General features: G+C 68.3%; 14 protein-coding genes and 1 pseudogene. 10 read left to right on the forward strand and 5 right to left on the reverse strand.

Features of this window, described 5'->3' with window-relative positions:
• Positions 1-95: 95 nt before the first annotated feature.
• The 3 genes from ACCD11_RS26930 to ACCD11_RS26940 all read left to right on the forward strand — a co-directional run bounded on the left by ACCD11_RS26930 (position 96) and on the right by ACCD11_RS26940 (position 8,137).
• Positions 96-3,293, forward strand: a complete 3,198-nt coding sequence (locus ACCD11_RS26930; RefSeq protein WP_413316148.1) for an efflux RND transporter permease subunit — start codon at positions 96-98, stop codon at positions 3,291-3,293.
• Positions 3,294-3,369: 76 nt separating this feature from the next.
• The gene (locus ACCD11_RS26935) at positions 3,370-6,642 is read left to right on the forward strand and encodes an efflux RND transporter permease subunit (RefSeq protein WP_007833809.1); all 3,273 of its coding nucleotides are present in this window, start codon (positions 3,370-3,372) and stop codon (positions 6,640-6,642) included.
• Positions 6,643-6,655: 13 nt separating this feature from the next.
• Positions 6,656-8,137 (forward strand): efflux transporter outer membrane subunit, encoded by a 1,482-nt coding sequence (locus ACCD11_RS26940; protein ID WP_413316149.1) that lies wholly within the window; start codon positions 6,656-6,658, stop codon positions 8,135-8,137.
• A gap of 100 nt (positions 8,138-8,237) precedes the next feature.
• Here the strand turns inward: ACCD11_RS26940 and ACCD11_RS26945 are convergent, their stop codons facing one another.
• A complete protein-coding gene (locus tag ACCD11_RS26945; RefSeq protein ID WP_007833805.1) occupies positions 8,238-8,603 on the reverse strand; it encodes an SPW repeat protein in 366 nt (121 codons plus the stop codon).
• Between the two features lie 79 nt (positions 8,604-8,682).
• Entirely contained in the window at positions 8,683-9,549 is an 867-nt protein-coding gene (locus ACCD11_RS26950; protein ID WP_007833803.1) for a MurR/RpiR family transcriptional regulator, read from the reverse strand.
• A 192-nt stretch (positions 9,550-9,741) separates the two neighbouring features.
• On the opposite strand from ACCD11_RS26950, the gene ACCD11_RS26955 reads away from it, so the two are divergent.
• From ACCD11_RS26955 to ACCD11_RS26965, 3 genes are read left to right on the forward strand one after another with little or no spacing between them, the layout of a single operon-like run.
• The gene (locus tag ACCD11_RS26955; protein WP_413316150.1) at positions 9,742-11,085 is read left to right on the forward strand and encodes an aspartate aminotransferase family protein; all 1,344 of its coding nucleotides are present in this window, start codon (positions 9,742-9,744) and stop codon (positions 11,083-11,085) included.
• Positions 11,086-11,138: 53 nt separating this feature from the next.
• Positions 11,139-12,053, forward strand: coding sequence for a transporter substrate-binding domain-containing protein (locus ACCD11_RS26960; RefSeq protein ID WP_413316151.1), 915 nt, complete (start codon positions 11,139-11,141; stop codon positions 12,051-12,053).
• A 13-nt stretch (positions 12,054-12,066) separates the two neighbouring features.
• Complete coding sequence (locus ACCD11_RS26965) at positions 12,067-12,723, forward strand: aspartate/glutamate racemase family protein (protein ID WP_413316152.1); 657 nt, start codon at positions 12,067-12,069, stop codon at positions 12,721-12,723.
• Here ACCD11_RS26965 and ACCD11_RS26970 read toward each other — a convergent pair.
• Positions 12,715-13,596, reverse strand: a complete 882-nt coding sequence (locus ACCD11_RS26970; protein ID WP_413316153.1) for a hypothetical protein — start codon at positions 13,594-13,596, stop codon at positions 12,715-12,717. The genes ACCD11_RS26965 and ACCD11_RS26970 overlap by 9 nt on opposite strands.
• A gap of 148 nt (positions 13,597-13,744) precedes the next feature.
• Here ACCD11_RS26970 and ACCD11_RS26975 point away from each other — a divergent pair, with 148 nt between their 5' ends.
• Positions 13,745-14,569, forward strand: a complete 825-nt coding sequence (locus ACCD11_RS26975; RefSeq protein ID WP_413316154.1) for an undecaprenyl-diphosphate phosphatase — start codon at positions 13,745-13,747, stop codon at positions 14,567-14,569.
• A gap of 15 nt (positions 14,570-14,584) precedes the next feature.
• On the opposite strand, the gene ACCD11_RS26980 is transcribed toward ACCD11_RS26975, so the two are convergent.
• Positions 14,585-15,400 carry an IclR family transcriptional regulator gene (locus ACCD11_RS26980; RefSeq protein ID WP_413316155.1) on the reverse strand — a complete coding sequence of 272 codons (816 nt, stop codon included), beginning with the start codon at positions 15,398-15,400 and terminating at the stop codon, positions 14,585-14,587.
• A 114-nt stretch (positions 15,401-15,514) separates the two neighbouring features.
• Here ACCD11_RS26980 and ACCD11_RS26985 point away from each other — a divergent pair, with 114 nt between their 5' ends.
• Positions 15,515-16,489: a Bug family tripartite tricarboxylate transporter substrate binding protein gene (locus ACCD11_RS26985; RefSeq protein ID WP_413316156.1), complete on the forward strand. Its 975-nt coding sequence runs from the start codon at positions 15,515-15,517 to the stop codon at positions 16,487-16,489.
• 11 nt (positions 16,490-16,500) lie between these two features.
• The gene (locus ACCD11_RS26990; RefSeq protein ID WP_413316157.1) at positions 16,501-18,849 is read left to right on the forward strand and encodes a cytochrome P450/oxidoreductase; all 2,349 of its coding nucleotides are present in this window, start codon (positions 16,501-16,503) and stop codon (positions 18,847-18,849) included.
• Here ACCD11_RS26990 and ACCD11_RS26995 read toward each other — a convergent pair whose 3' ends face one another.
• Complete coding sequence (locus tag ACCD11_RS26995; protein ID WP_413316158.1) at positions 18,850-20,721, reverse strand: ATP-binding protein; 1,872 nt, start codon at positions 20,719-20,721, stop codon at positions 18,850-18,852.
• A gap of 105 nt (positions 20,722-20,826) precedes the next feature.
• Between ACCD11_RS26995 and ACCD11_RS27000 the strand changes: the two are divergent.
• Positions 20,827-21,199, forward strand: a pseudogene (locus ACCD11_RS27000) (hypothetical protein); the annotation flags it as partial.

Below are 21,199 nucleotides of genomic sequence, written 5' to 3' on the forward strand. Positions count from 1 at the left end.
GCGCTGGCAGCGCATGTCCGAAGGCCGCGGCGAGGGCGGACAGGGCAGGCGCGGCCCATGACAGGCAATAGCCGCTGCAGCGCGGAGACCCCCCGGTGAGCCCCTCACGCCCGTTCATTCTCCGGCCGGTGGCGACCTCGCTGCTGATGGTCGCCATCGTGCTGGCCGGCCTGGTGGCGTTCCGCTTCCTGCCGCTGTCGGCCTTGCCGCAGGTCGACTACCCGACCATCCAGGTGCAGACGCTTTACCCCGGGGGCAGCCCCGAGGTGATGAGCAACACCGTCACCGCGCCGCTGGAGCGCCAGTTCGGCCAGATGTCGGGGCTCGACCGCATGAGCTCGACCAGCGCCGCGGGTGTGTCGATCATCACGCTGCAGTTCTCGCTCGGCCAGACGCTCGACGTCGCCGAGCAGGAAGTGCAGGCCGCCATCAATGCCGGCGGCTCGCTGCTGCCGGCCGACCTGCCCGCGCCGCCGGTGTATGCCAAGGTCAATCCGGCCGATGCGCCGGTGCTCACGCTGGCCGTCACGTCCGACACGCTGCCGCTCACCGAGGTGCAGAACCTCGTCAACACGCGGCTCGCACAGAAGATCAGCCAGGTCTCGGGCGTCGGGCTGGTGTCGCTCAGCGGCGGGCAGCGCCCGGCCGTGCGCATCCAGGCCAACACGCAGGCCCTCGCCGCCAACGGCATCGGGCTGGACACGCTGCGTACCGCCATCAGCGCGGCCAACTCGAACGGCGCCAAGGGCAGCTTCGACGGCCCCAAGCGCGCCTACACCATCAACTCGAACGACCAGCTGCTCACGGTCGAGGACTACAAGAACCTCATCGTCAGCTACAAGAAGGGCGCGCCGATCCGCATGGTCGACGTGGCGCAGGTGGTCAACAGCGCCGAGAACACGCAGCTCGGCGCATGGGCCGGGACAAAGTGCCCCCCCGAAGTTGCTTCGCAACCTCCCCCCCAGGGGGGCGACTGCCTTGGGACGGCCCGGCGCCAGCCCGGGGCCGCCGAGGCCGGTGAGGGCAAGCTCACGCCGGCCATCATCCTGAACGTGCAGCGCCAGCCGGGCGCGAACGTGATCGCCACCGTCAACGCCATCAAGAAGCTGCTGCCCGAGCTGCAGGCCGGCTTTCCCGCGGGCCTGAAGATCGAAGTGCTCAGCGACCGCACCGCGGGCATCCGCGCTTCGGTGCAGCACGTGGAGATGGAACTGGTGCTGGCCGTGGTGCTGGTGGTGCTGGTGATCTTCGCCTTTCTCGGCAGCCTGCGCGCCACCGTCATTGCCAGTGTCGCGGTGCCCATCTCGCTCATCGGCACCTTCGGCCTGATGTACATGCTGGGCTACAGTCTGAACAACCTGAGCCTGATGGCGCTGACCATCGCCACCGGCTTCGTGGTGGACGACGCGATCGTGATGATCGAGAACATCGCGCGCTACATCGAGGAGGGCGAGAAGCCCCTGCAGGCGGCCTTCAAGGGCGCGACGCAGATCGGCTTCACCATCATCTCGCTGACGGTGTCGCTTATTGCCGTGCTGATCCCGCTGCTCTTCATGGGCGACGTGGTGGGGCGGCTGTTTCGCGAGTTCGCGGTGACGCTGGCCATCACCATCCTGATCTCGGCCGTGGTCTCGCTCACGCTCGTGCCGATGATGTCGGCGCGCTGGCTCAAGCACCAGCCGAAGAAAGAAGGCGGCACGGGCTTCGGCGCGCGTGCCCAGCGTTTCTTCGAAGGCGTGATGCTGCGCTACGACCGTTCGCTGCATTGGGTGATCGATCACCAGCCGCTCACGCTGCTGGTCGCCTTGCTCACCATGGTGCTGACCGTGGTGCTGTACCTCACGATCCCGAAGGGCCTGTTCCCCACGCAGGACACCGGCCAGCTGCAGGGCCGCATCCAGGCGGCGCAGGACGTGTCGTTCGACCGCATGTCGCAGCTGCAGCAGCAGGCGGCCCGCGCGATTCTGGACGACCCCGACGTGGAGAACCTCAGCTCCTTTGTCGGCGTGGACGCCGCCAACAACACCATGCTGCATACGGGCAGCATGCTCATCAACCTGAAGTCCGGCCACGACAGCCAGCAGAAGGTGATGGACCGGCTGCGCGAACGCGCGCGGCAGGTGGCCGGCGTCACGCTGTACCTGCAGCCCACGCAAGACCTGACCATCGACGCCGAGACCGGGCCGACCGAATACCGCGTGTCGCTCGAAGGCGTGGACAGCGCGACGATCACCGGGTGGATGAAGAAGCTCGTGGCGAAGCTGCAGGACTCCGACAAGGTGCGCAACGTGAGCAGCGATGCCGGGGCGCAAGGGCTGGCCGCCTTCGTGAACGTGAACCGCGATACGGCGGCCCGGCTGTCGATCACCGCGAGCACGGTGGACGATGCGCTCTACAGCGCCTTCGGCCAGCGCATCGTGTCGACGATCTTCACCGAGACGAACCAGTACCGCGTGATCCTCGAGGCGCAGCCCGGGATGGTGAACACGCCGCAGACGCTCGGGCAGCTGAGCCTGATCGCGGGCTCCGGCACTGCGACGCCGCTGTCCGCCATCGCCGACATCACCGAGCAGCAGGCACCGCTGCAGATCACGCACGTGGCGCAGTACCCGGCGAGCACGCTGAACTTCGATACCGCACCTGGGGTTTCGCTTGGCGCTTCGGTCGATGCGATTCGCGCGGCGGCCAAGGAGATCGGGCTGCCGGGCAGCGTGACGATGACTTTCCTGGGCGCTTCAGGGGCCTACGAGAGGTCGCTGTCGAACCAGCTGTGGCTGATTCTTGCCGCCGTGGTCTGCGTGTACATCGTGCTGGGGGTGCTGTACGAGAGCTACGTGCATCCGCTGACGATCCTGTCCACGCTGCCTTCTGCCGGGGTCGGTGCGTTGCTCGCGTTGATGATCACGGGCAACGACCTGGGGGTGATCGGGATCATCGGGATCATCCTGCTGATCGGCATCGTGAAGAAGAACGCGATCATGATGATCGACTTCGCTATCGATGCGGAGCGTACCCAGGGCAAGTCTGCGCGCGAAGCCATTCATCAGGCTGCCTTGCTGCGCTTCCGGCCCATCTTGATGACGACGCTGGCCGCCTTGTTTGCTGCCATTCCTTTGATGTTGAGTTTTGGGGAAGGCGCCGAGTTGCGCAGGCCTCTGGGCTTGGCGATCTTCGGCGGGCTGATCGTCAGCCAGTTGCTGACGCTGTTTACCACGCCTGTGATCTACCTGGCGTTTGACCGGCTGGGTGGGGGGAGCTCTCGACGGGTCGTGATCGAGGAGGAGGCGGTTTGATGCTGTCTGACTCCTGGTGCCTGGTTTGCTTTCCGGGGCCGAGGCCCGGCCGGCGCCCCGAGCAGGGGGCACAGCGATGAATCTCTCGCTGCCCTTCGTCCGCCGCCCCATAGGCACAGTCCTGCTGACCATCGGCGTCGCCCTCGCAGGCATCGCCGCGTTCTTCGTCCTCCCCGTCTCACCGCTACCCCAGGTCGACTACCCGGTCATCTCGGTAAGAGCATCCATCCCGGGAGCAAGCCCCGAGACGATGGCAACCAGCGTGGCAACCCCGCTGGAGCGCCACCTGGGCACCATCGCAGGCGTCAACGAAATGACGTCCACCAGCTCGGTAGGCTCCTCAAGAGTCACCCTGCAGTTCGACCTGAGCCGCAACATCGACGGCGCGGCCCGCGAAGTGCAGGCCGCCATCAACGCCAGCCGCGTGGACCTTCCCGCCACGCTGCGCAGCAACCCGACCTACCGCAAGGCCAACCCGGCGGCCTCGCCGGTCATCATCCTGGCCCTCACGTCCAAGACCAAGACCCCGGGCCAGATCTACGACGCCGTCTCGAACATCGTGAGCCAGCGACTGTCGCAGGTGGATGGGGTGGGCGACGTGGAGATCGGCGGCGGCTCGCTTCCCGCGGTGCGCGTGGAACTGCTGCCTTTCGCGCTCAACCGCTACGGCATCAGCACCGAGGACGTGCGTGCCGCCATCCAGGCCTCCAACGCCAACCGCCCCAAGGGCATCGTGCAGGGCGAAGGCCGCAAGCTCCAGATCTACACGCAGACGCCGGCCCTGCGCGCCAGCGACTACGCCTCGATGGTGGTGGCCTGGCGAAACGGCGCGGCGGTGCGGCTGCAGGACGTGGCGGAGGTGCTCGACGGCGTGGAAGACACGCGCACGCTGGGCCTCTTCAATGGCCAGCCGGCGATCGTCATCCTCATCACGCGGCAGCCCTCGGCCAACATCATCGAAACCGTCGACAGCGTGCGCGCGCTGCTGCCCGAACTGCAGGCGCAACTGCCGCCCGACGTCACGCTGCAGGTCGCGTCGGACAGCACCAACTCCATCCGCGCCTCGTTGCGCGAGGTCGAGTTCACGCTGATCGCCGCGGTGCTGCTCGTGGTGCTGGTGGTCAGCCTGTTCCTGCGCAGCGTTCGCGCCACCATCGTGCCGGCGGTGGCCACGGTGGCGGCCCTGCTCGGCACCTTCGGGGTGATGTACCTGCTGGGCTTCAGCCTCAACAACCTGAGCCTGATGGCGCTCACGGTGGCGACGGGCTTCGTGGTGGACGACGCCATCGTCGTGCTCGAGAACACCAGCCGGCACATCGAGTCGGGCATGACGCGCATGAAGGCGGCGCTGCTGGGCGCGAAGGAAGTGGGCTTCACCGTGCTGTCGATCAGCGTGTCGCTGGTGGCGGTGTTCATTCCGCTGCTGTTCATGGGCGGGCAGGTGGGGCGGCTGTTCCGCGAGTTCGCGATCACGCTGTCGGCGGCGGTAATGATCTCGCTGGTCATCTCGCTCACCACCACGCCGATGATGTGCGCATGGCTCCTGAAGCCCGGCGGCGAGCACGACAAGAACAAGCCGCAGGGACGCCTCGGCCGCATGGCGGCGCGCAGCTACGACTGGGTGCTCAAGCGCTACGAGAACAGCCTCGACTGGGCGCTCGACAGCAAGGCGCTCGTCATGCTCATTCTGGTGGCAGTAGTCGGGCTCAACGTCTACCTCTTCAGCGCCGCGCCCAAGGGTTTCTTTCCGCAGCAGGACAGCGGCCAGCTCAACGGCGGGCTGCGCGCCGACCAGAGCATTTCGTCGCAGGCGCTGGCCGACAAGCTGCGGCAAGTGATCGATATCGTCCGCAAGGACCCCGCGGTTGACACGGTGATCGGCTTCACCGGCGGATCGCGTGCGGGTGGCGGCTTCATGTTCGTCAACCTGAAGCCGGCCAACCAGCGCACGGAAAGCGGCCTGGCCGTGATCGCGCGGCTGCGGCCGCAGCTCAACGAGGTGACCGGCCTGCGCGTTTTCCTCGGCCCCGTGCAGGACGTGCGCTCGGGCGGCCGCGCCAGCAATTCCACCTACCAGTACTCGCTCAAGAGCGACAGCCTGGCCGACCTGCGCACCTGGGCCGTCAAGCTGTCCGACGAACTGAAGCTGCAGCCGGTGCTGACCGACATCGACACCGACCAGGACCAGAACGGCGTGGAGACGGTGGCCAAGGTCGACCCGGACAGCGCGCGCCGGCTCGGCCTGACTTCCACCGCCATCGACAACGCGCTCTACAACGCCTTCGGCCAGCGGCAGGTGGCAACCATCTACACCGAGCTCAACCAGTACCACGTGGTGATGGAGTGGGCGCCGCGCTACACGCGCAGCCCCAATTCGCTGAGCGATGTGTACGTGCCGGCGACCAAGACCTCGGTGATCGGCGGGCAGACGGTGACCACGCAGGTGGCGGCGGCGACGGGCACCACGTCGTCCTCCGGCAGTTCGGCGGCATCGGCCACGGCCGCGAGCGCGACGGTGCCGGTCTCGGCCAACGCGGGCCTGCGCGGCGCGTCGACCGGCAACGTGCTCAGCAACACGCCCACCGCCCTGGTGCCGCTGTCGGCGGTGGCGAAGTTCGAGGAGCAATCCGTCGCAACCTCGGTAAGCCATGAAGACGGCGAGTTGGCGACCACGATCTCGTTCAACCTTGCCGAGGGCGCGAACCTCGGCGACGCGCGCGAGGCCATCGCCAAGGCCGAGGCCAACATCGCCATGCCCACCAACGTGCGCGGCGCGTTCGCCGGCACGGCAGCCAGTGCGCAGCAGTCGCAGGGGCAGCAGTTGATGCTGATCCTGGCGGCGCTGGTCGTGATCTACATCGTGCTGGGCATCCTCTATGAAAGCCTGGTGCATCCGATCACCGTGCTGTCGACGCTGCCGTCGGCCGGCGTGGGCGCGGTGCTGGCGCTGCTGATGTTCCGCATGGAGTTCTCGATCATTGCGCTGATCGGCGTGTTCCTGCTGATCGGTATCGTGAAGAAGAACGCCATCCTGATCATCGACTTTGCGCTGGAGGCGGAGCGCTCGCGCGGGCTCACGCCGCTCGAGGCGGTCCGCGAGGCCTGCCTGCTGCGCTTCCGACCGATCCTGATGACCACGCTGGCAGCCGCGTTGGGCGCGCTACCGCTGGCCATCGGCTTCGGGGAGGGCGCCGAGCTGCGCCGGCCGCTGGGCGTGGCCATCATCGGCGGGCTGATCGCGAGCCAGCTGTTGACCCTGTTGACGACGCCAGTGGTCTACCTGTTGCTGGACAAGCTGCGCCGCCGAAGCAAACATGAACACGAATTGAGCCGTGCCACGCCCGTCTGAGAACAACACCGCCATGAACGCACTGCTTTCCACTTCGCGCTTTTCGCTCTCGGCGCTCGCGCTCGCCGCGGCCCTCGCCGGCTGCGCCGTCGGCCCGCGCTACGTGCAGCCCACCACCGCCGCGTCCATCGACTGGAAAGAGCAGAAAACCGCCGAAGGCTGGCTGCCCGCCGCGCCGGCCGATGCGCTCGACCGCGGCGAGTGGTGGAAGCTGTTCGCTGACCCCACGCTCGACGAACTGGCTGGCCGCGTGCAGGTGTCGAACCAGAACATCGCCGCGGCGGTGGCCAACTACACGCAGGCCCTGGCGCTGGTGCGCGGCGAGCGGGCGGCACTGTTCCCGTCGGTGTCGCTCGACGGTTCGGGCAAGCGCTCCGGCACGGTGGGCGGCAGCAGCACGTCGAGCCCGGCGAACACTTTCTCGGCCACGCTCGGCGCGAGCTGGACGCCCGATGTGTGGGGCCGCCTGCGCGAAGCCGTGAGCAGCGCGCAGGCCAACGCGCAGGCGAGCGAGGCCGATCTTGCGGCCGCGCGGCTCTCGGCCATTGGCAGCCTCGCGACCAACTACTTTTCCCTGCGCGAGGCCGATGCCGAGATCGTGCTGCTCGACGAGACCATCCAGGGCTATCAGCGCGCCTTCGAGATCACGAGCAACCGCTATGCGGCCGGCATCGCCGCGCAGACCGATGTGCTGCAGGCGCAGACGCAGCTCGTCAACGCCAAGGCCGAGCGCGTGGGCCTGCAGCGCACGCGCTCCACCTACGAGCACGCCATTGCGATGCTGCTGGGCGTGGCGCCCGCCGACTTCAGCCTGCCGGCCGCGCAATGGACGCCCATGGTGCCCGGTGTGCCGCTCGGCGTGCCTTCCACGCTGCTGCAGCGCCGGCCCGACATCGCGGCGGCCGAGCGCTCGGTGGCGGCGGCCAATGCGCAGATCGGCATTGCGCGCGCGGCGTACTTCCCGAACATCGGCCTCACGGCCTCGGTGGGCAGCAACGCAAGCCGCGTGAAGGATCTGTTCGGCTCGGCCAACACACTGTGGGGGCTCGGGCTGTCGGTGGCACAGGTGATATTCGACGCGGGCGCGATTGCGGCCAATGTCGATTCCGCCAAGGCCGGCTACGAGTCCAGCGTGGCGCGCTACCGCCAGACAGTGCTCACCGCCTTCCAGGCCGTGGAAGACCAGCTCACCGCCAGCGCAACGCTCGCGCAGCAAGAGGGCCTGCGCCGCGAGGCATCCGCGGCGGCCGACAAGACCGAGCAGCAGCTGCTCAACCGCTACCGCGCCGCACAGGTGAGCTACACCGACGTGGTCACGGCACAGGCTGCCGCGCTCAGCGCGCGGCGCACGCTGGTGCAACTGCAGGTCAATCGCCAGAACACCGCCGTCGCGCTGATCCAGGCGATGGGTGGCGGATGGCAGGCCGGGTGGATGGAGGGCAACGCCAAGGCGGATGCGGCAGCACCGCACCCCGCCGCTTCCCGCACGCAGTAGAGCGGCGATGCCGGGGATGGGCGCGAGGCCCATCCGCAAGCCCGAGGGTCAGCGCAGGCGCTTCGCCGGGCCTGATTGCAATGTCACGACGTCCGGGCGGTCAATGCGCCGTACGGTCGATGGTGTGGCCCAGGTAGTCCTTGTCGGTCACCAGCACCCACAGCGCCAGCACCAGGATCACCGCGGCCACGAGCACCGCGTTGACCATGGCCATCTCGATGCCGCGGAAACCGAGCACCCAGGGCGAAACCGCGAGCCAGGCTGCCAGGCCCACCTCGGTCCATTCTTCCCACTGCCGGGGCACGAAGGTCGCACCGAGCGCCACCGCGCCGAGCAGGATGCCGGTCGCAACCATCGTCCACATGGCGGCCGTCGTGCCCGAAAAGCCCAGAACCCAGGGCGAGACGATCAGCCAGGCGCCGGCGACGGCGTTGACAGGGTCTTGCCAATGCTTCACTTGCTTCATGGTCATTACCTCCTGTCGCGACAAGGCGCCGCGACAACGGTTGGATACACCATTGCGGGCAGGGTTCCGCTGGAGGAAGCTAGCTGCCCCGCGCCGCCGGGGCCGTGAGGTAGGCCCCCGATTCGAACAGTTGCGCCTCCGCCTGGTCGATGCGCCGGATCACGGGCTTGCCGGCGCGGCTGGCCAGCAGTTCGACCAGCGCTTCCGTTACCGCCACCCCGGCCGCGACCGAGGGGAAGAACGAGGGGCTGTTGATCGTGAAGAGCAGGGTCTCGTCCGCCAGCAGCGACAGCGGCGAGGCCGCACTGTCGGTGATGGCAACGATGCGGCAGCCCGCCGCCCGGGCCGCCTGCGCCACCTGCAGCGCCTCGCGCGAGTAGGGCGCAAAGCTCGCCACCACCAGCGCGTCGCCCTTGGCGAAAGCGCGCTGCTGCATCTCCAGCGAGCCGCCCTGGCCGTCGACCAGGTGCACGCTGGCGCGGAAGAGCCGGTACACGTAGACGAATGAAAAGGCGATCGGAAAGCACGCCCTGAAACCCGCGGCGTGCACGGCCGGCGCCTTCTCGATCAGCACGCAGGCCTTCTGCAGCGCCTGCTCGCTTTGCTGGTGGGTGGCCTCGAGGTTGCGGCGCTGCACCTCGAACATTTCGCCGGTCAGCGTCTGGTCTTTCGCGCGGCCGACGAGCTGCTTGGCGCGCCCGCCGTAGGTTTCGGAGCCCAGGCCCATGTCGGCGGCAAATGCTTCCTTGAGCTGCGGCCAGCCTCCGAAACCCAGATGCTGGGCGAACCGCACGAGCGTGGCAGGCGTGCTCTGCGAACGCGTGCCGACGTTGCGCATCGAGCCCGTGACCACCTCGTTCGGATGGTCGAGCACGTAGCGCGCCACCTGCTGCAGTGCGGGGCTCAGTTCGTTGAAACGCTGGCGGATCTGCTCTCTGGTGTTCATTGGATGACCTCCGTGCTTCGCACCGCGGTGCGCGCTTGCTTGGGGCGGCCCCGCGGCGGCGCTCATGGTTCTATCTCTCTTCGGCTGCGGTTGGAACAAATGTACCGGAGGTGGAAGATGGGAACAGTTGACGGAACAAATGTTCCAAACAATAATCCGGGCGAAACGTTGGTTCCAAGCATCCGAAACACCATGACGCACGTCTTCCACCGCCACCTTCGCCAGACCCCGCCCGTAGCCGCCGGCTCCCACGGCATGTTCATCCGTGACGCCGAAGGCCGCGAATACCTCGACGCTTCGGGCGGCGCTGCGGTGTCGTCGCTGGGCCATGCGCACCCCGAGGTGCTGGCCGCCATGCACGCCCAGCTCGACAAGCTGGCCTATGCGCACACCAGCTTCTTCACGAGCGAGGTGGCCGAACAGCTGGCCGACGAGATGATCGGCTCCGCTCCCGAAGGCATGAGCCACGTCTACCTGGTGAGCGGCGGTTCGGAGGCGGTGGAGTCGGCGCTGAAGATGGCGCGGCAATACTTCGTCGAAATTGGCCAGCCGCAGCGCACGCACTTCATCGCGCGCCGCCAGAGCTATCACGGCAATACGCTCGGCGCGCTGGCGGTGGGCGGCAACGCGTGGCGGCGCGAGCCCTTCGCGCCGATTCTCGTGCCGGCCACGCATGTGGCGCCGTGCTATCCGTACCGCGAGCAGCGCGCCGACGAAAGCGCCGAACAGTACGGCCTGCGCCTCGCGGCCGAACTCGAGGCGGCCATTCTCGCGCAGGGTGCCGACCGGGTGATCGCCTTCGTGGCCGAGACCGTCGGCGGTGCCACGGCCGGCGTGCTCACGCCCGTGCCGGGCTACTTCAAGGCGGTGCGCGCGGTGTGCGACAAGTACGGCGTGCTGCTGATCCTCGACGAGGTGATGTGCGGCATGGGCCGCACCGGCTCGCTGCACGCCTGCGAGCAGGAGGGCGTGGTGCCCGACCTGATGACCGTTGCCAAGGGCTTGGGCGGCGGCTACCAGCCCATCGGCGCGGTGCTGGCGCAGCGCAGCATCGTCGATGCCATGTCGAAGGGCAGCGGCTTCTTCCAGCACGGCCACACCTACCTCGGCCATCCGATGGCCTGTGCCGCCGCGCTCGCGGTGCAGCGGGTGATCCGGCGCGACGGGCTGGTGGCCAAGGTGCGCGAAGACGGCATTGCGTTCGGCGCGATGCTGGCCGAGGCGCTGGGCGCGCACCCGCACGTGGGCGACATCCGTGGCCGCGGCTTCTTCTGGGGCATCGAGTTGGTGGCCGATCGCGCGAGCAAGGCGCCGTTCGATCCGGCGCTGAAGCTCAACGCCACCGTCAAGAAGGACGCCATGGCGCGTGGCCTGCTGTGCTACCCCTTCGGCGGCACGGTCGATGGCCGGCAGGGCGACCACGTGCTGCTGGCACCGCCCTTCATCGCCACGCGGCAGGACCTGCAGGAGATCGCCGCGCGGCTCGCGGCCTCCATCGACGCTGTCACGCGCGCCGCTGCGGCAGCTGCGCGCTGAGCACCACTTTTTCAGTTCCCTTTTCCTTCAACCGTCGTTCCGAGGAGCGTTCCATGCCCAAGCTTCGTCTGCCGTTTCCCTTCGGTGCCACCGCGCTCGCGGTGCTCTTCGCGGCCCTCATGCCGCTCACGGCCGCACAGGCCCAGGACAACGACACGCTTGCCAAGATCAAGGCCAGCGGCGCCATCACCTTCGGCTACCGCGAGTCGTCGTTCGGCTTCTCGTACCTCGACGGCAACCTCAAGCCGGTGGGCTACAGCATCGAGATCTGCAACCGCATCGTCGAGGCGGTGAAGGCCGAGCTGAAGCTGCCCGCCATCGAGATCAAGTACCAGGCTGTCACCTCCGCCAACCGCATGCCGCTGGTGCAGAACGGCACGGTCGACATCGAGTGCGGCTCCACCACCAACCTGGTCGAGCGCCAGAAGCAGGTGGCGTTCTCGCCGGACATCTTCCGCTACAACGTGCGCATGCTGGTGAAGGCCGATTCGGGCATCAAGGGCATCGCCGACCTGCAGGGCAAGACCGTGGCCACCACCACCGGCACCACCTCGTTCCGCCTGCTGCGCGAGGCCGACCGGGGCCGCAGCCTCGACGTGACCAACCTCGCGGGCAAGGACCACAGCGACTCCTTCCTGCTGGTGGAAAGCGGCCGCGCCCAGGCCTTCGTGCTCGACGACGTCCTGCTGGCCGGGCAGATCGCGAATGCGCGCAACCCGAAGGACTTCCTCATCACCGGCGAGAGCCTTCGCACCGAGAACCAGTCGCTGATGTTTCGCAAGGACGACCCGGCCTTCAAGGCGCTGGTCGACCGCGTGGTGTCGGGCATGATGAAGTCAGGCGAGATGGAAAAGCTCTATGCCAAGTGGTTCATGTCGCCCATCCCGCCGAAGGGCATCAACATCAACTACCCGCTCAACGCCGAGACGAAGGACGCCTTCGCGAACCCCTCGTCGAAGGGCATCTGAACCCCATCATCCCATGACTCGCATTGCCCTGATCCACGCCCTGTCGCACTCGGTCGCGCCCATCAACGACGCCTTCGCGCGCGACTGGCCCGAGGCTCGGCGCATGAACCTGCTCGACGACAGCCTGTCGGCCGACCTCGCGCGCAACGGCAGCAAGGGGCTCGACGGCGCCATGCACGAGCGCTTCCAGCGGCTCGCGCAGTACGCGGTCGACACGGGCGCGCAGGGCATTCTCTTCACCTGCTCGGCCTTCGGGCCGTGCATCGAGGCGGTGGCGCGGCGCCATGTGGGCATTCCGGTGCTCAAGCCCAACGAAGCCATGATCGACGAGGTGGCGCAAGGGCAGGGGCGGCTCGGGCTGATCGCCACCTTCGCGCCGACGCTGGCCTCCATGCCGCCCGAGTTTCCGCGGGGTACGGCAATCGAACCCGCGCTGGCCGAAGGCGCGCTCGACGCATTGAATGCCGGCGACACGCAGCAGCACGACGCCCTGATCGCCGCGCAGGCCGTGGCCCTGAGCAAGCGCGGCTGCACGCGCATTGCCTTGGCCCAGTTCAGCATGGCGCGCGCGCGCGCCGCCTGCGAAACGGCCAGCGGCCTGCCGGTGCTGACCACGGTCGACAGCGCAGTGCGCGCACTGCGCCGGCGCATCGGGCCCGGGTCAGCGTGAGCGCGAGCCTTCGATGACCGAGAACAGCGCCGTCATCGCGATCTGCGCCGCGTCGCTGCGCCCCAGGTAGCGGGGTATGCCGGTTTCGCGGTCGGTTGCGTCCAGGCCTTGCGACAGCCGCCGGTAGATGCCCGCCGAGGGCATGCACGCCGAGGTGCCCAGCGCATCGCAATAGGTGTCGATGAGCACGCCCGCGAGCTGCTCGCTCTGCGCGTTCGACAGCTTCATCGGGGTGCCCGCGAACACGGCGGCGATGCAGTGCATCAGGTAGGCCTGCGTTTCGAGCGAGAACGACTGCTGCCGCACGTAGCACTCGACGGCTGCCCAGAACAGCGGCTCGGAGGTGCGGCGCCAGCTTTCCAGCACCTTGCGCGCCTTGGCCACCAGGTCGGCGTGCGCATCGCCGGGCTCGGTGGGGCGCAGCGCCAGGCCCTGCAGCGTGAGCGCGGCCTCGGGGCCGGCCGCACCGAGGATGAAGCTCCAGAACTTCCAGCGGGCGTACCACTTCTTGTCGTGCGCCGGGTCCAGCGTTTCGAGCAGCCGGAAATCGATGCTCTGCATGGCGTCGACCTGCTGTTCGGCCATGTTGCCGCCGCCGAGGTCCAGCACCGGCATGCCCGATTGCATGCGGTCGGCGGCGATATGGCCCTGCGCCACGATGCCGACACTCGTGCCCGAGCGGTCGATGTCGAGCAGCCGCTGCATCAGCTGCTGCAGCTCGCTGGCCGATGCGCCGGTGGCCTCGGCCACCCGCCGCATCGAGGCGCGCTGCTCGCGCTCGAGATCCTGCGCGTTCTTCCGGCGGTCTTCGCCGTGGTCGTCGGCGGTCGAGGCGTGTTCTTCGAGCCCGTCGTTGGGCGTGAACGTTCGCATTGGGTCAAGGCTCCTTCGGGCGCCACACATGCCCGAACATGCCCGACTGTGTGCCAATGCACCGGGTCTGAACATCACCCGAACAGGGGAGCCTGAATGGCGCCTGACTGCTCCCTCGCGATAATGGCCGCTCTTCAAAGGAGTGCGCGTGGACATTGTTTTGCTGGTCAAGGCCGCCGTGATGGGCATCGTCGAAGGGCTGACCGAATTCCTGCCGATCTCGTCGACCGGCCACCTGATTCTTGCGGGCTCGCTGCTCGGTTTCGACGACGACAAGGCCAAGGTCTTCGACATCGCCATCCAGACCGGCGCGATCTTCGCGGTGATCCTGGTCTACTGGCACAAGATCAAGTCGACCGTCGTCGCGCTGCCCCGGCAGCCGAAGGCGCAGCGCCTGGCGCTGAACATCTTCATCGGCTTCCTGCCCGCGGTGGTGCTGGGCCTGCTGTTCGGCAAGGCCATCAAGGCGCACCTGTTCATCCCGACCGTGGTGGCGAGCACCTTCATCATCGGCGGCTTCATCATCCTCTGGGCCGAGAAGCGGCCGCCGGGTTCGGTGCGCGTGGAGCATGTCGACGACATGTCGCCCTGGGACGCACTCAAGGTCGGCCTGGTGCAGTGCTTCGCGATGATCCCCGGCACCAGCCGCAGCGGCTCGACCATCATCGGCGGCATGCTGCTGGGGCTGTCGCGGCAGGCGGCGACAGATTTCTCGTTCTTCCTGGCCATTCCGACGCTGATCGGTGCCGGCGTGTACAGCCTCTACAAGGAGCGCGCGCTGCTGTCGGTGGCCGACCTCCCGCTGTTCGCGGTGGGGCTGGTGTTCTCGTTCATCAGCGCATGGTTGTGCGTGCGCTGGCTGCTGAAGTACATCAGCACCCACAACTTCATTCCGTTCGCCTGGTACCGCATCGCCTTCGGCATCGTGGTGCTGGCCACTGCGTGGACCGGCACGGTGGTCTGGGCGGACTGATCCGGACTTGATTCCTCAGGCCGAGGCGCCCAGCAGGGCGCTTGCGGCCCTGGCTTCCTGCCGCACCGCCGCGGCGATGGGCCCATCGATGGACGGGTCGAAGCCCCCCGTGGCGCCCAGCGCGGTGATCACGGCGCAGACCCTCCCCGCATAGTCGTACACCGGCGCCGCCACGGCGCTGATGCCGCGCAGGTAGGTGTCCCTGACGCTCGCGCAGCGCGCCTGCCGCACCTCGTGGCGCAGCTGGCCGATCGGGTCTTTCGCGTCGAGCAGGGCGCGCATCTCCGGCGTGGCATCGGCCAGCTCCTGCTCGGCCAGCGCCAGCACGCGCGACTCGTCGAGCAGCCCCAGGAAGGCCCGGCCGGTGGCCGACCACAGCATCGACATCACCGAGCCGGCGCGCACATTCACCGTCACAGGCAGTCCCGGCTCCTCGAAGCGCACGATGGTCGGGCCCTTGTTTCCCATCACCGCCACGAAGCAGGTCACCTCCAGCGATTCGCGCAGGCGGATCAGGCAGGGCTCGGCCGCCCGGATCGGATCGGCCTGGCGCATGGCGGCCAGCCCGATCTGGATGGCTTCGGTGCCCAGGTAGTAGTGCTGCGAGGCGGCGTCCTGCAGCACGAGGCCCGCTTCCATCAGGCTCGCGAGGTAGCGGTGCACCTTGGCGGGGCTCTCGGCGACGTGCGCCGACAGCGCGGTCAGGCTGCTGCGCCCGCCCAGGTGCGCCAGCCCCTTGAGCACGGACATGCCGGTCTCGGCGGACTGCACGCGCTGGCGGCGTTCGCGGGTGGGAGGAGAGGAGGGCTCGGATTCCGTGGACTGCGTCATGACGGCTGGATGTTAGGTGCTCGCGCGATGGGGTCGGGTAAACCCGCGATCCGTGAATTACGCTATGCGTATGATAATTACGCAATACACAAAATCCAGTACGGAGACACCCTTATGAAGAAGCACTTCGCCCGCTGCCTCGCGGTTCTTTCCCTGGCTGCCGTCGCTGCCAGCGCCGGCGCACAGCAGGCCTTTCCCGCCAAGCCGATCCGCTGGATCGTTCCCTACGCGGCCGGCGGCGGTTCCGACTTTCTTGCGCGCACGGTGGCGCAGACGTTGTCCACCCAGGTCGCGCAGCCGGTGCTGGTGGACAACAAGCCGGGTGGCAACACCGCGCTGGCTGCTTCCGAAACCGCGCGCGCGGCGGCCGACGGCTACACCATCCTCTCGGCCGACAACGGCACGCTGGTGTTCAACCCCGCGCTCTACAAGTCGCTGAGCTACAGCCCCACGAAAGACCTGGCGCCCGTCACGCTGATGGGCAAGTTCCCGATGATCCTGGTCGTCGGCGCGAACTCGGGCTTCAGTTCGGCCAAGGACTTCATCGCCCAGGCCCGGGCCAAGCCCGGCGGCATCAACTACGCCTCGGCCGGCGCGGGCAGCCCGCACCACCTGGCCATGGAGCTGCTGAAGGTGGAAGCCAAGCTCTTCATGGTGCATGTGCCGTACCGCGGCGCGGCGCCCGCGCTGGCCGACGTGGTCGGCGGGCAACTGCCGGCCATGATGGTCGACCTGGCCGCGGGCTCCGGCTTCATCAAGGGCGGCAAGGTGAAGGCCCTGGCCGTGGCCAACCCCACGCGCCTGCCGCAGCTGCCCGACGTGCCCACCTTCGCCGAGCTGGGCTACAAGAACGTCGAGGCCGCCGCGCTGGTCGGCGTGGTGGTGCCCTCGGCCACGCCGGCCGATGTGGTGAACACGCTCAACCGCCAGCTGGTCGCGGCCATCAACGAGCCCTCGGTGCGCACGCGCATGGTCGACTTCGGCGTGGAGCCGGTGGGCAACACGCCCGCGCAGTACGCCGAGCTGCTGAAGAACGAGACGGTGCGCTGGCACAAGCTCATCCGCGACCTGAAGATCACCCTCGACTGAAGCTGCCCGCCATGTTCGATACCGTCACGTCCTCGCGCACCTCCGGCTGCCCCGTCGCGCACGGGGCGCTGTCCTCCGAGCGCACGCCCACCGGCTGCCCGGTGAGCCAGCGCGCCGCCGGCTTCGACCCCTTCGAGGACGGCTACCAGCAGGACCCGCCCGAGTACGTGCGCTGGGCGCGCGAGCAGGAGCCCATCTTCTACAGCCCCGAGCTGGGCTACTGGGTGCTCACGCGCTACGAGGACATCAAGGCGGTGTTCCGCGACAACATCACCTTCAGCCCCTCGATCGCGCTCGAGAAGATCACGCCCACCGGCGAGGAGGCCAACGCGGTGCTGGCCTCCTACGGCTTCGCGCTCAACCGCACGCTGGTGAACGAGGACGAGCCCGCCCACATGCCGCGCCGCCGCGCGCTGATGGACCCGTTCACGCCCGAGGCGCTGAAGCACCACGAGCCCATGGTGCGCGAGCTGGCGCGCGAGTACGTCGACCGCTTCATCGACGACGGCCGCGCCGACCTCGTCGACCAGATGCTGTGGGAAATCCCGCTCACGGTAGCGCTGCACTTCCTCGGCGTGCCCGAGGAAGACATGGACACGCTGCGCAAGTACTCCATCGCGCACACCGTCAACACCTGGGGCCGTCCGAAGCCCGAGGAGCAGGTGGCCGTGGCGCACGCGGTGGGCAACTTCTGGCAGTACGCCGGCAAGGTGCTGGCCAAGATGCGGCAAGACCCCGACGCGCCCGGCTGGATGCAGTACGGCATCCGCAAGCAGATGCAGCACCCCGAGGTGGTGACCGACTCGTACCTGCACTCGATGATGATGGCCGGCATCGTCGCCGCGCACGAGACCACCGCCAACGCCACCGCCAACGCGGTGAAGCTGCTGCTGCAGCACCCGCAGGTGTGGCGCGAGCTGTGCGAGGACCCGGGGCTCATTCCCAACGCGGTGGAAGAGTGCCTGCGCCACAACGGCTCGGTGGCCGCGTGGCGCCGCATGGTCACGAAAGACACTCAGGTCGGCGGCGTCGACCTGCCGGCGGGCTCGCGCCTGCTGATCGTCACCTCTTCGGCCAACCACGACGAGGGGCATTTTTCCGATGCCGACCTGTTCGACATCCGCCGCGACAACGCCAGCGACCATCTCACCTTCGGCTACGGCTCTCACCAGTGCATGGGCAAGAACCTGGCGCGCATGGAGATGCAGATCTTCCTGGAGGAGTTCACGCGCCGTCTGCCGCACATGCGGCTTTCCGAGCAGCGCTTCACCTACGTGCCGAACACCTCCTTCCGCGGCCCCGAGCACCTGTGGGTGGAATGGGACCCGGCCGCCAACCCCGAGCGCGCGGACCCCGGCCTGCGCGACGTGCGCGTGCCGGTGCGCATCGGCGAGCCTTCGGCGCACGCCATCGCGCGGCCCGTGGTGGTGCAGGCCGTGACTCCCGTGGCCGACGGCATCGTCAGGCTGCGCCTCGTGTCACCCGACGGCAAGCCGCTGCCGCGCTGGACGGCGGGTTCACACATCGACGTGGAATGCGGCACGCCCGAGCTGTCGCGCCAGTACTCGCTGTGCGGCGACCCGGACGACGCGGGCGCCTTCGAGATCGCCGTGCTGCACGAGCCCGAGGGGCGCGGCGGCTCGGCCTGGGTGCATGGCAGCGTGAAGGCGGGCGACCGGCTGCGCATTCGCGGCCCGCGCAACCACTTCAGGCTCGACGAGTCGCTGAAGAAGGCGATCTTCATCGCCGGCGGCATCGGCATCACGCCGGTGAGTGCGATGGCGCGGCGCGCGAAGGCGCTGGGCATGGACTACGAGCTGCACTACAGCGGCCGCAGCCGCAGCAGCATGGCCTTCGTCGACGAGTTGGCCGCGCTGCATGGCGAGCGGCTGCACCTGCACATTGCCGGTGAGGGCCGGCGCAACGACCTGCAGGCGCTGCTCGCGCAGCCGGTGCCCGGCGCGCAGGTGTATGCCTGCGGCCCGCTGCGCATGCTCGAGGCGCTGGAAGACTGCTGCGCCGCCTGGCCCGAGGGAGCGCTGCGCGTGGAGCATTTCGAATCCACGCTGGCCACGCTCGATCCGTCGAAGGAACATGCCTTCGAGGTGGAGCTGAAGGATTCCGGCCTCGTCCTCACGGTGCCGCCCGACCAGACTCTGCTGACCGCGCTGCGCGCTGCGAACGTCGACGTGCAGAGCGATTGCGAGGAAGGCCTGTGCGGCTCCTGCGAGGTGCGCGTGCTCTCCGGCAAGGTCGATCACCGTGACGTGGTGCTCACGCGGGTGGAGCGCGACGCCAACACCAAGATGATGGCCTGCTGCTCGCGCGCCTGCGAAGGGCGGCTGGTGCTGGAGCTCTGATCAGACTGCCAGCGGCATTCGCAGCGCGACTTGCGTTTCGCCCGGGCGCGACTGCAGCAGCAGCTCCGCGCCCAGCCGGCGCGCCCGCGTGCGCAGATTGCGCAGGCCCGCGCCGGCCGTCTGGCCCTCGACCTCGAAGCCGCGCCCGTCGTCGCGCACGCTGAGCCGCAGATCGGCGCCATCGCGCGCCACCGTCACGTCCACCCGGCGGCTCGCGCTGTGCTTGAGCACGTTGGTCAGCGCCTCCTGCAGGAAGCGCATCAGGTCCAGGCTCTGCGAGGGCGGCAGCTCCAGCGTGTCGATGCCCGACACCTGCCAGCGGCAGTCGATGCCGTTGGCGTCCAGCAACTGCGCGCTGCGGTGGCGCATCGGCGCCAGCAACTCGCCCAGGGCGCGGGCGCCGTCGTCGCGGCCGGTGGCGTCGATGATGAGCCGCAGGTCGTCGCGCAGGCGCTTGAGCATCGCCAGCAGCTCGGGCGCGCCGAGGTTCCCGGGCTTGCGCTCCAGTGTCGCGATGCTGCCCACCAGCATGCCGCCCAGCCCGTCGTGCAGGTCGCTCACCAGGTTCACGCGCTCGCCGATGCGCGCATGGGCCAGCTCCAGCGCATGCTGCTGCGCCAGCGTGGCGGCCAGTTCGGCCTTGGCCGCGTTCACTTCCTCGATCAGCTCGGTGTTGAAGTTCTCGATGCGCTTGAGGCTGCTCACGAAGCGCGCGGCCAGCGTCAGCGCCATGCCCAGCAGCAGCCCGTAGGACGAGATGGCCGTGTAGTAGATGGTGGCGTCGATCAACTGGGTGAACGCCAGCAGGTCGTGCGTGGCCGCGGCCGCCGATACCGCCATGAAGGGCGTCAGCGAGCGCATGGGGCTGTCGCGATGGCGCGCGGCGTGAACGATCGAGGCGCAGTTCACGGCGATGCTCATGAGCGTTCCTGCCGACATCCAGATGGCGCGATGCGCGATCAGATCGGAAACGGGCGCCAGCCACAGGTCGAGCACGCCGGCGACCGCGATCACCAAGGCCGCACCCTCCAGCCAGGGCATGCGCCGCGCGCAGAAGCGCAGCGCGAAGACGAGGTAGGACACGCTGAAGACCAGCAGCACCGAGATGTTCAGCGCCTGCCATGCGTGGTTGCTCGCAAAGGGCCAGGGGCTGGTGGCGATCTGGTTGTAGCCGAACAGCAGCCACAGCATGTTCATCAGGGCGAACCAGCCGTAGGCGCCTTCCTTGCGCCGCAGCAGCCACAGCGCGGCGAAGAAGGCCGACACGGCGGCGCTCACCGCGAGGCCCAGCACCTGCAGGTCGCGGCGCACCAGGCGTTCGCTGTCGAACTCGGCCTGCGTCGCGGCCGGCGTGCCCAGGCTCACCGGCCCCAGCCCTGCCTGGTAGGCGAAGAGGCCCGACACGCGCACCAGCAGCGTGTTGGTGCTGCCGGGTTTCAGCAACGGCGGCACCAGCAGCCAGTAGCGCGGCGTGTTCCAGGCGCGGGTGAGCGGCTCGACCAGGCTCTGGTCGCGCGAAATCGTCGTGCCGTTGAGCGACACCTCGCCGGCCATGTTCAGGTAGTGCAGCAGCAGGCCCGCTTCACGCAGCTGTTCGGGCTGCTCCCAAGTGAGGCGATACCAGACCACGCCGTCGAAGCCGGGCCAGCGTTCGGCCCAGCTGTCGGGCAGCGTGACGCGCGTCCAGCCGTCGGTCGGCGGACTGGTCTCGTTCCAGCCCGTGCCGCGCACTGCCTCGACATGGAACTCGGGAGGAGGGGGCTGCTGCGCGAGCGTCCTCGCAGGGATGTAAACAAGGAGGAAGAAAAGAAGGGCGCCCATCAACGCGGCAAGCAATGCCTGTGCGGGCGACGCGGGCTGCCGGCTCCTCATCCGATCCAGATCCTTCATTTACCAGTTCTCGGGGATGGCCTCGATGAAAACGAAAAGACACACTTTGCCATGTTTTGTCTTGGTTGTTCACAGAGGGAGAAGTCGATGTCCATCCGGATCCACGTCAATGGCGAGTATGAAGTCTTGCGCGAATGCCCGAGAGGAAAACGGCGGTTCGCAGGGGGGCTAAGGCAACTGCTGGCGATGACCTTGCTTGTCGCAGGAAGCGCGCACGCCGCGGGCTATGCGGCCGGTGGCGCGGGCAACGCAGGGCCCACTCTGCCAGGCTGGACGACCAGTGGCGGCGGCGGCGCGGCTACGGTTTCCGGCGACGGGGCCACCGCGATCGGTGCGGGTGGAGATGGCAGCAGCGGAACTGCTGGCGGAACCGGTGGAACAGGCGGCGTTGGCGCCAGTGCAACCGCGAACGGTTCGACGGCCATCGGGGGTGGCGGAACCGCGGGGGCAGGTTCTGCGG

It is taken from the genome of Variovorax sp. Varisp36, assembly GCF_047304235.1.
Taxonomy (GTDB): Bacteria; Pseudomonadota; Gammaproteobacteria; order Burkholderiales; family Burkholderiaceae_C; genus Variovorax.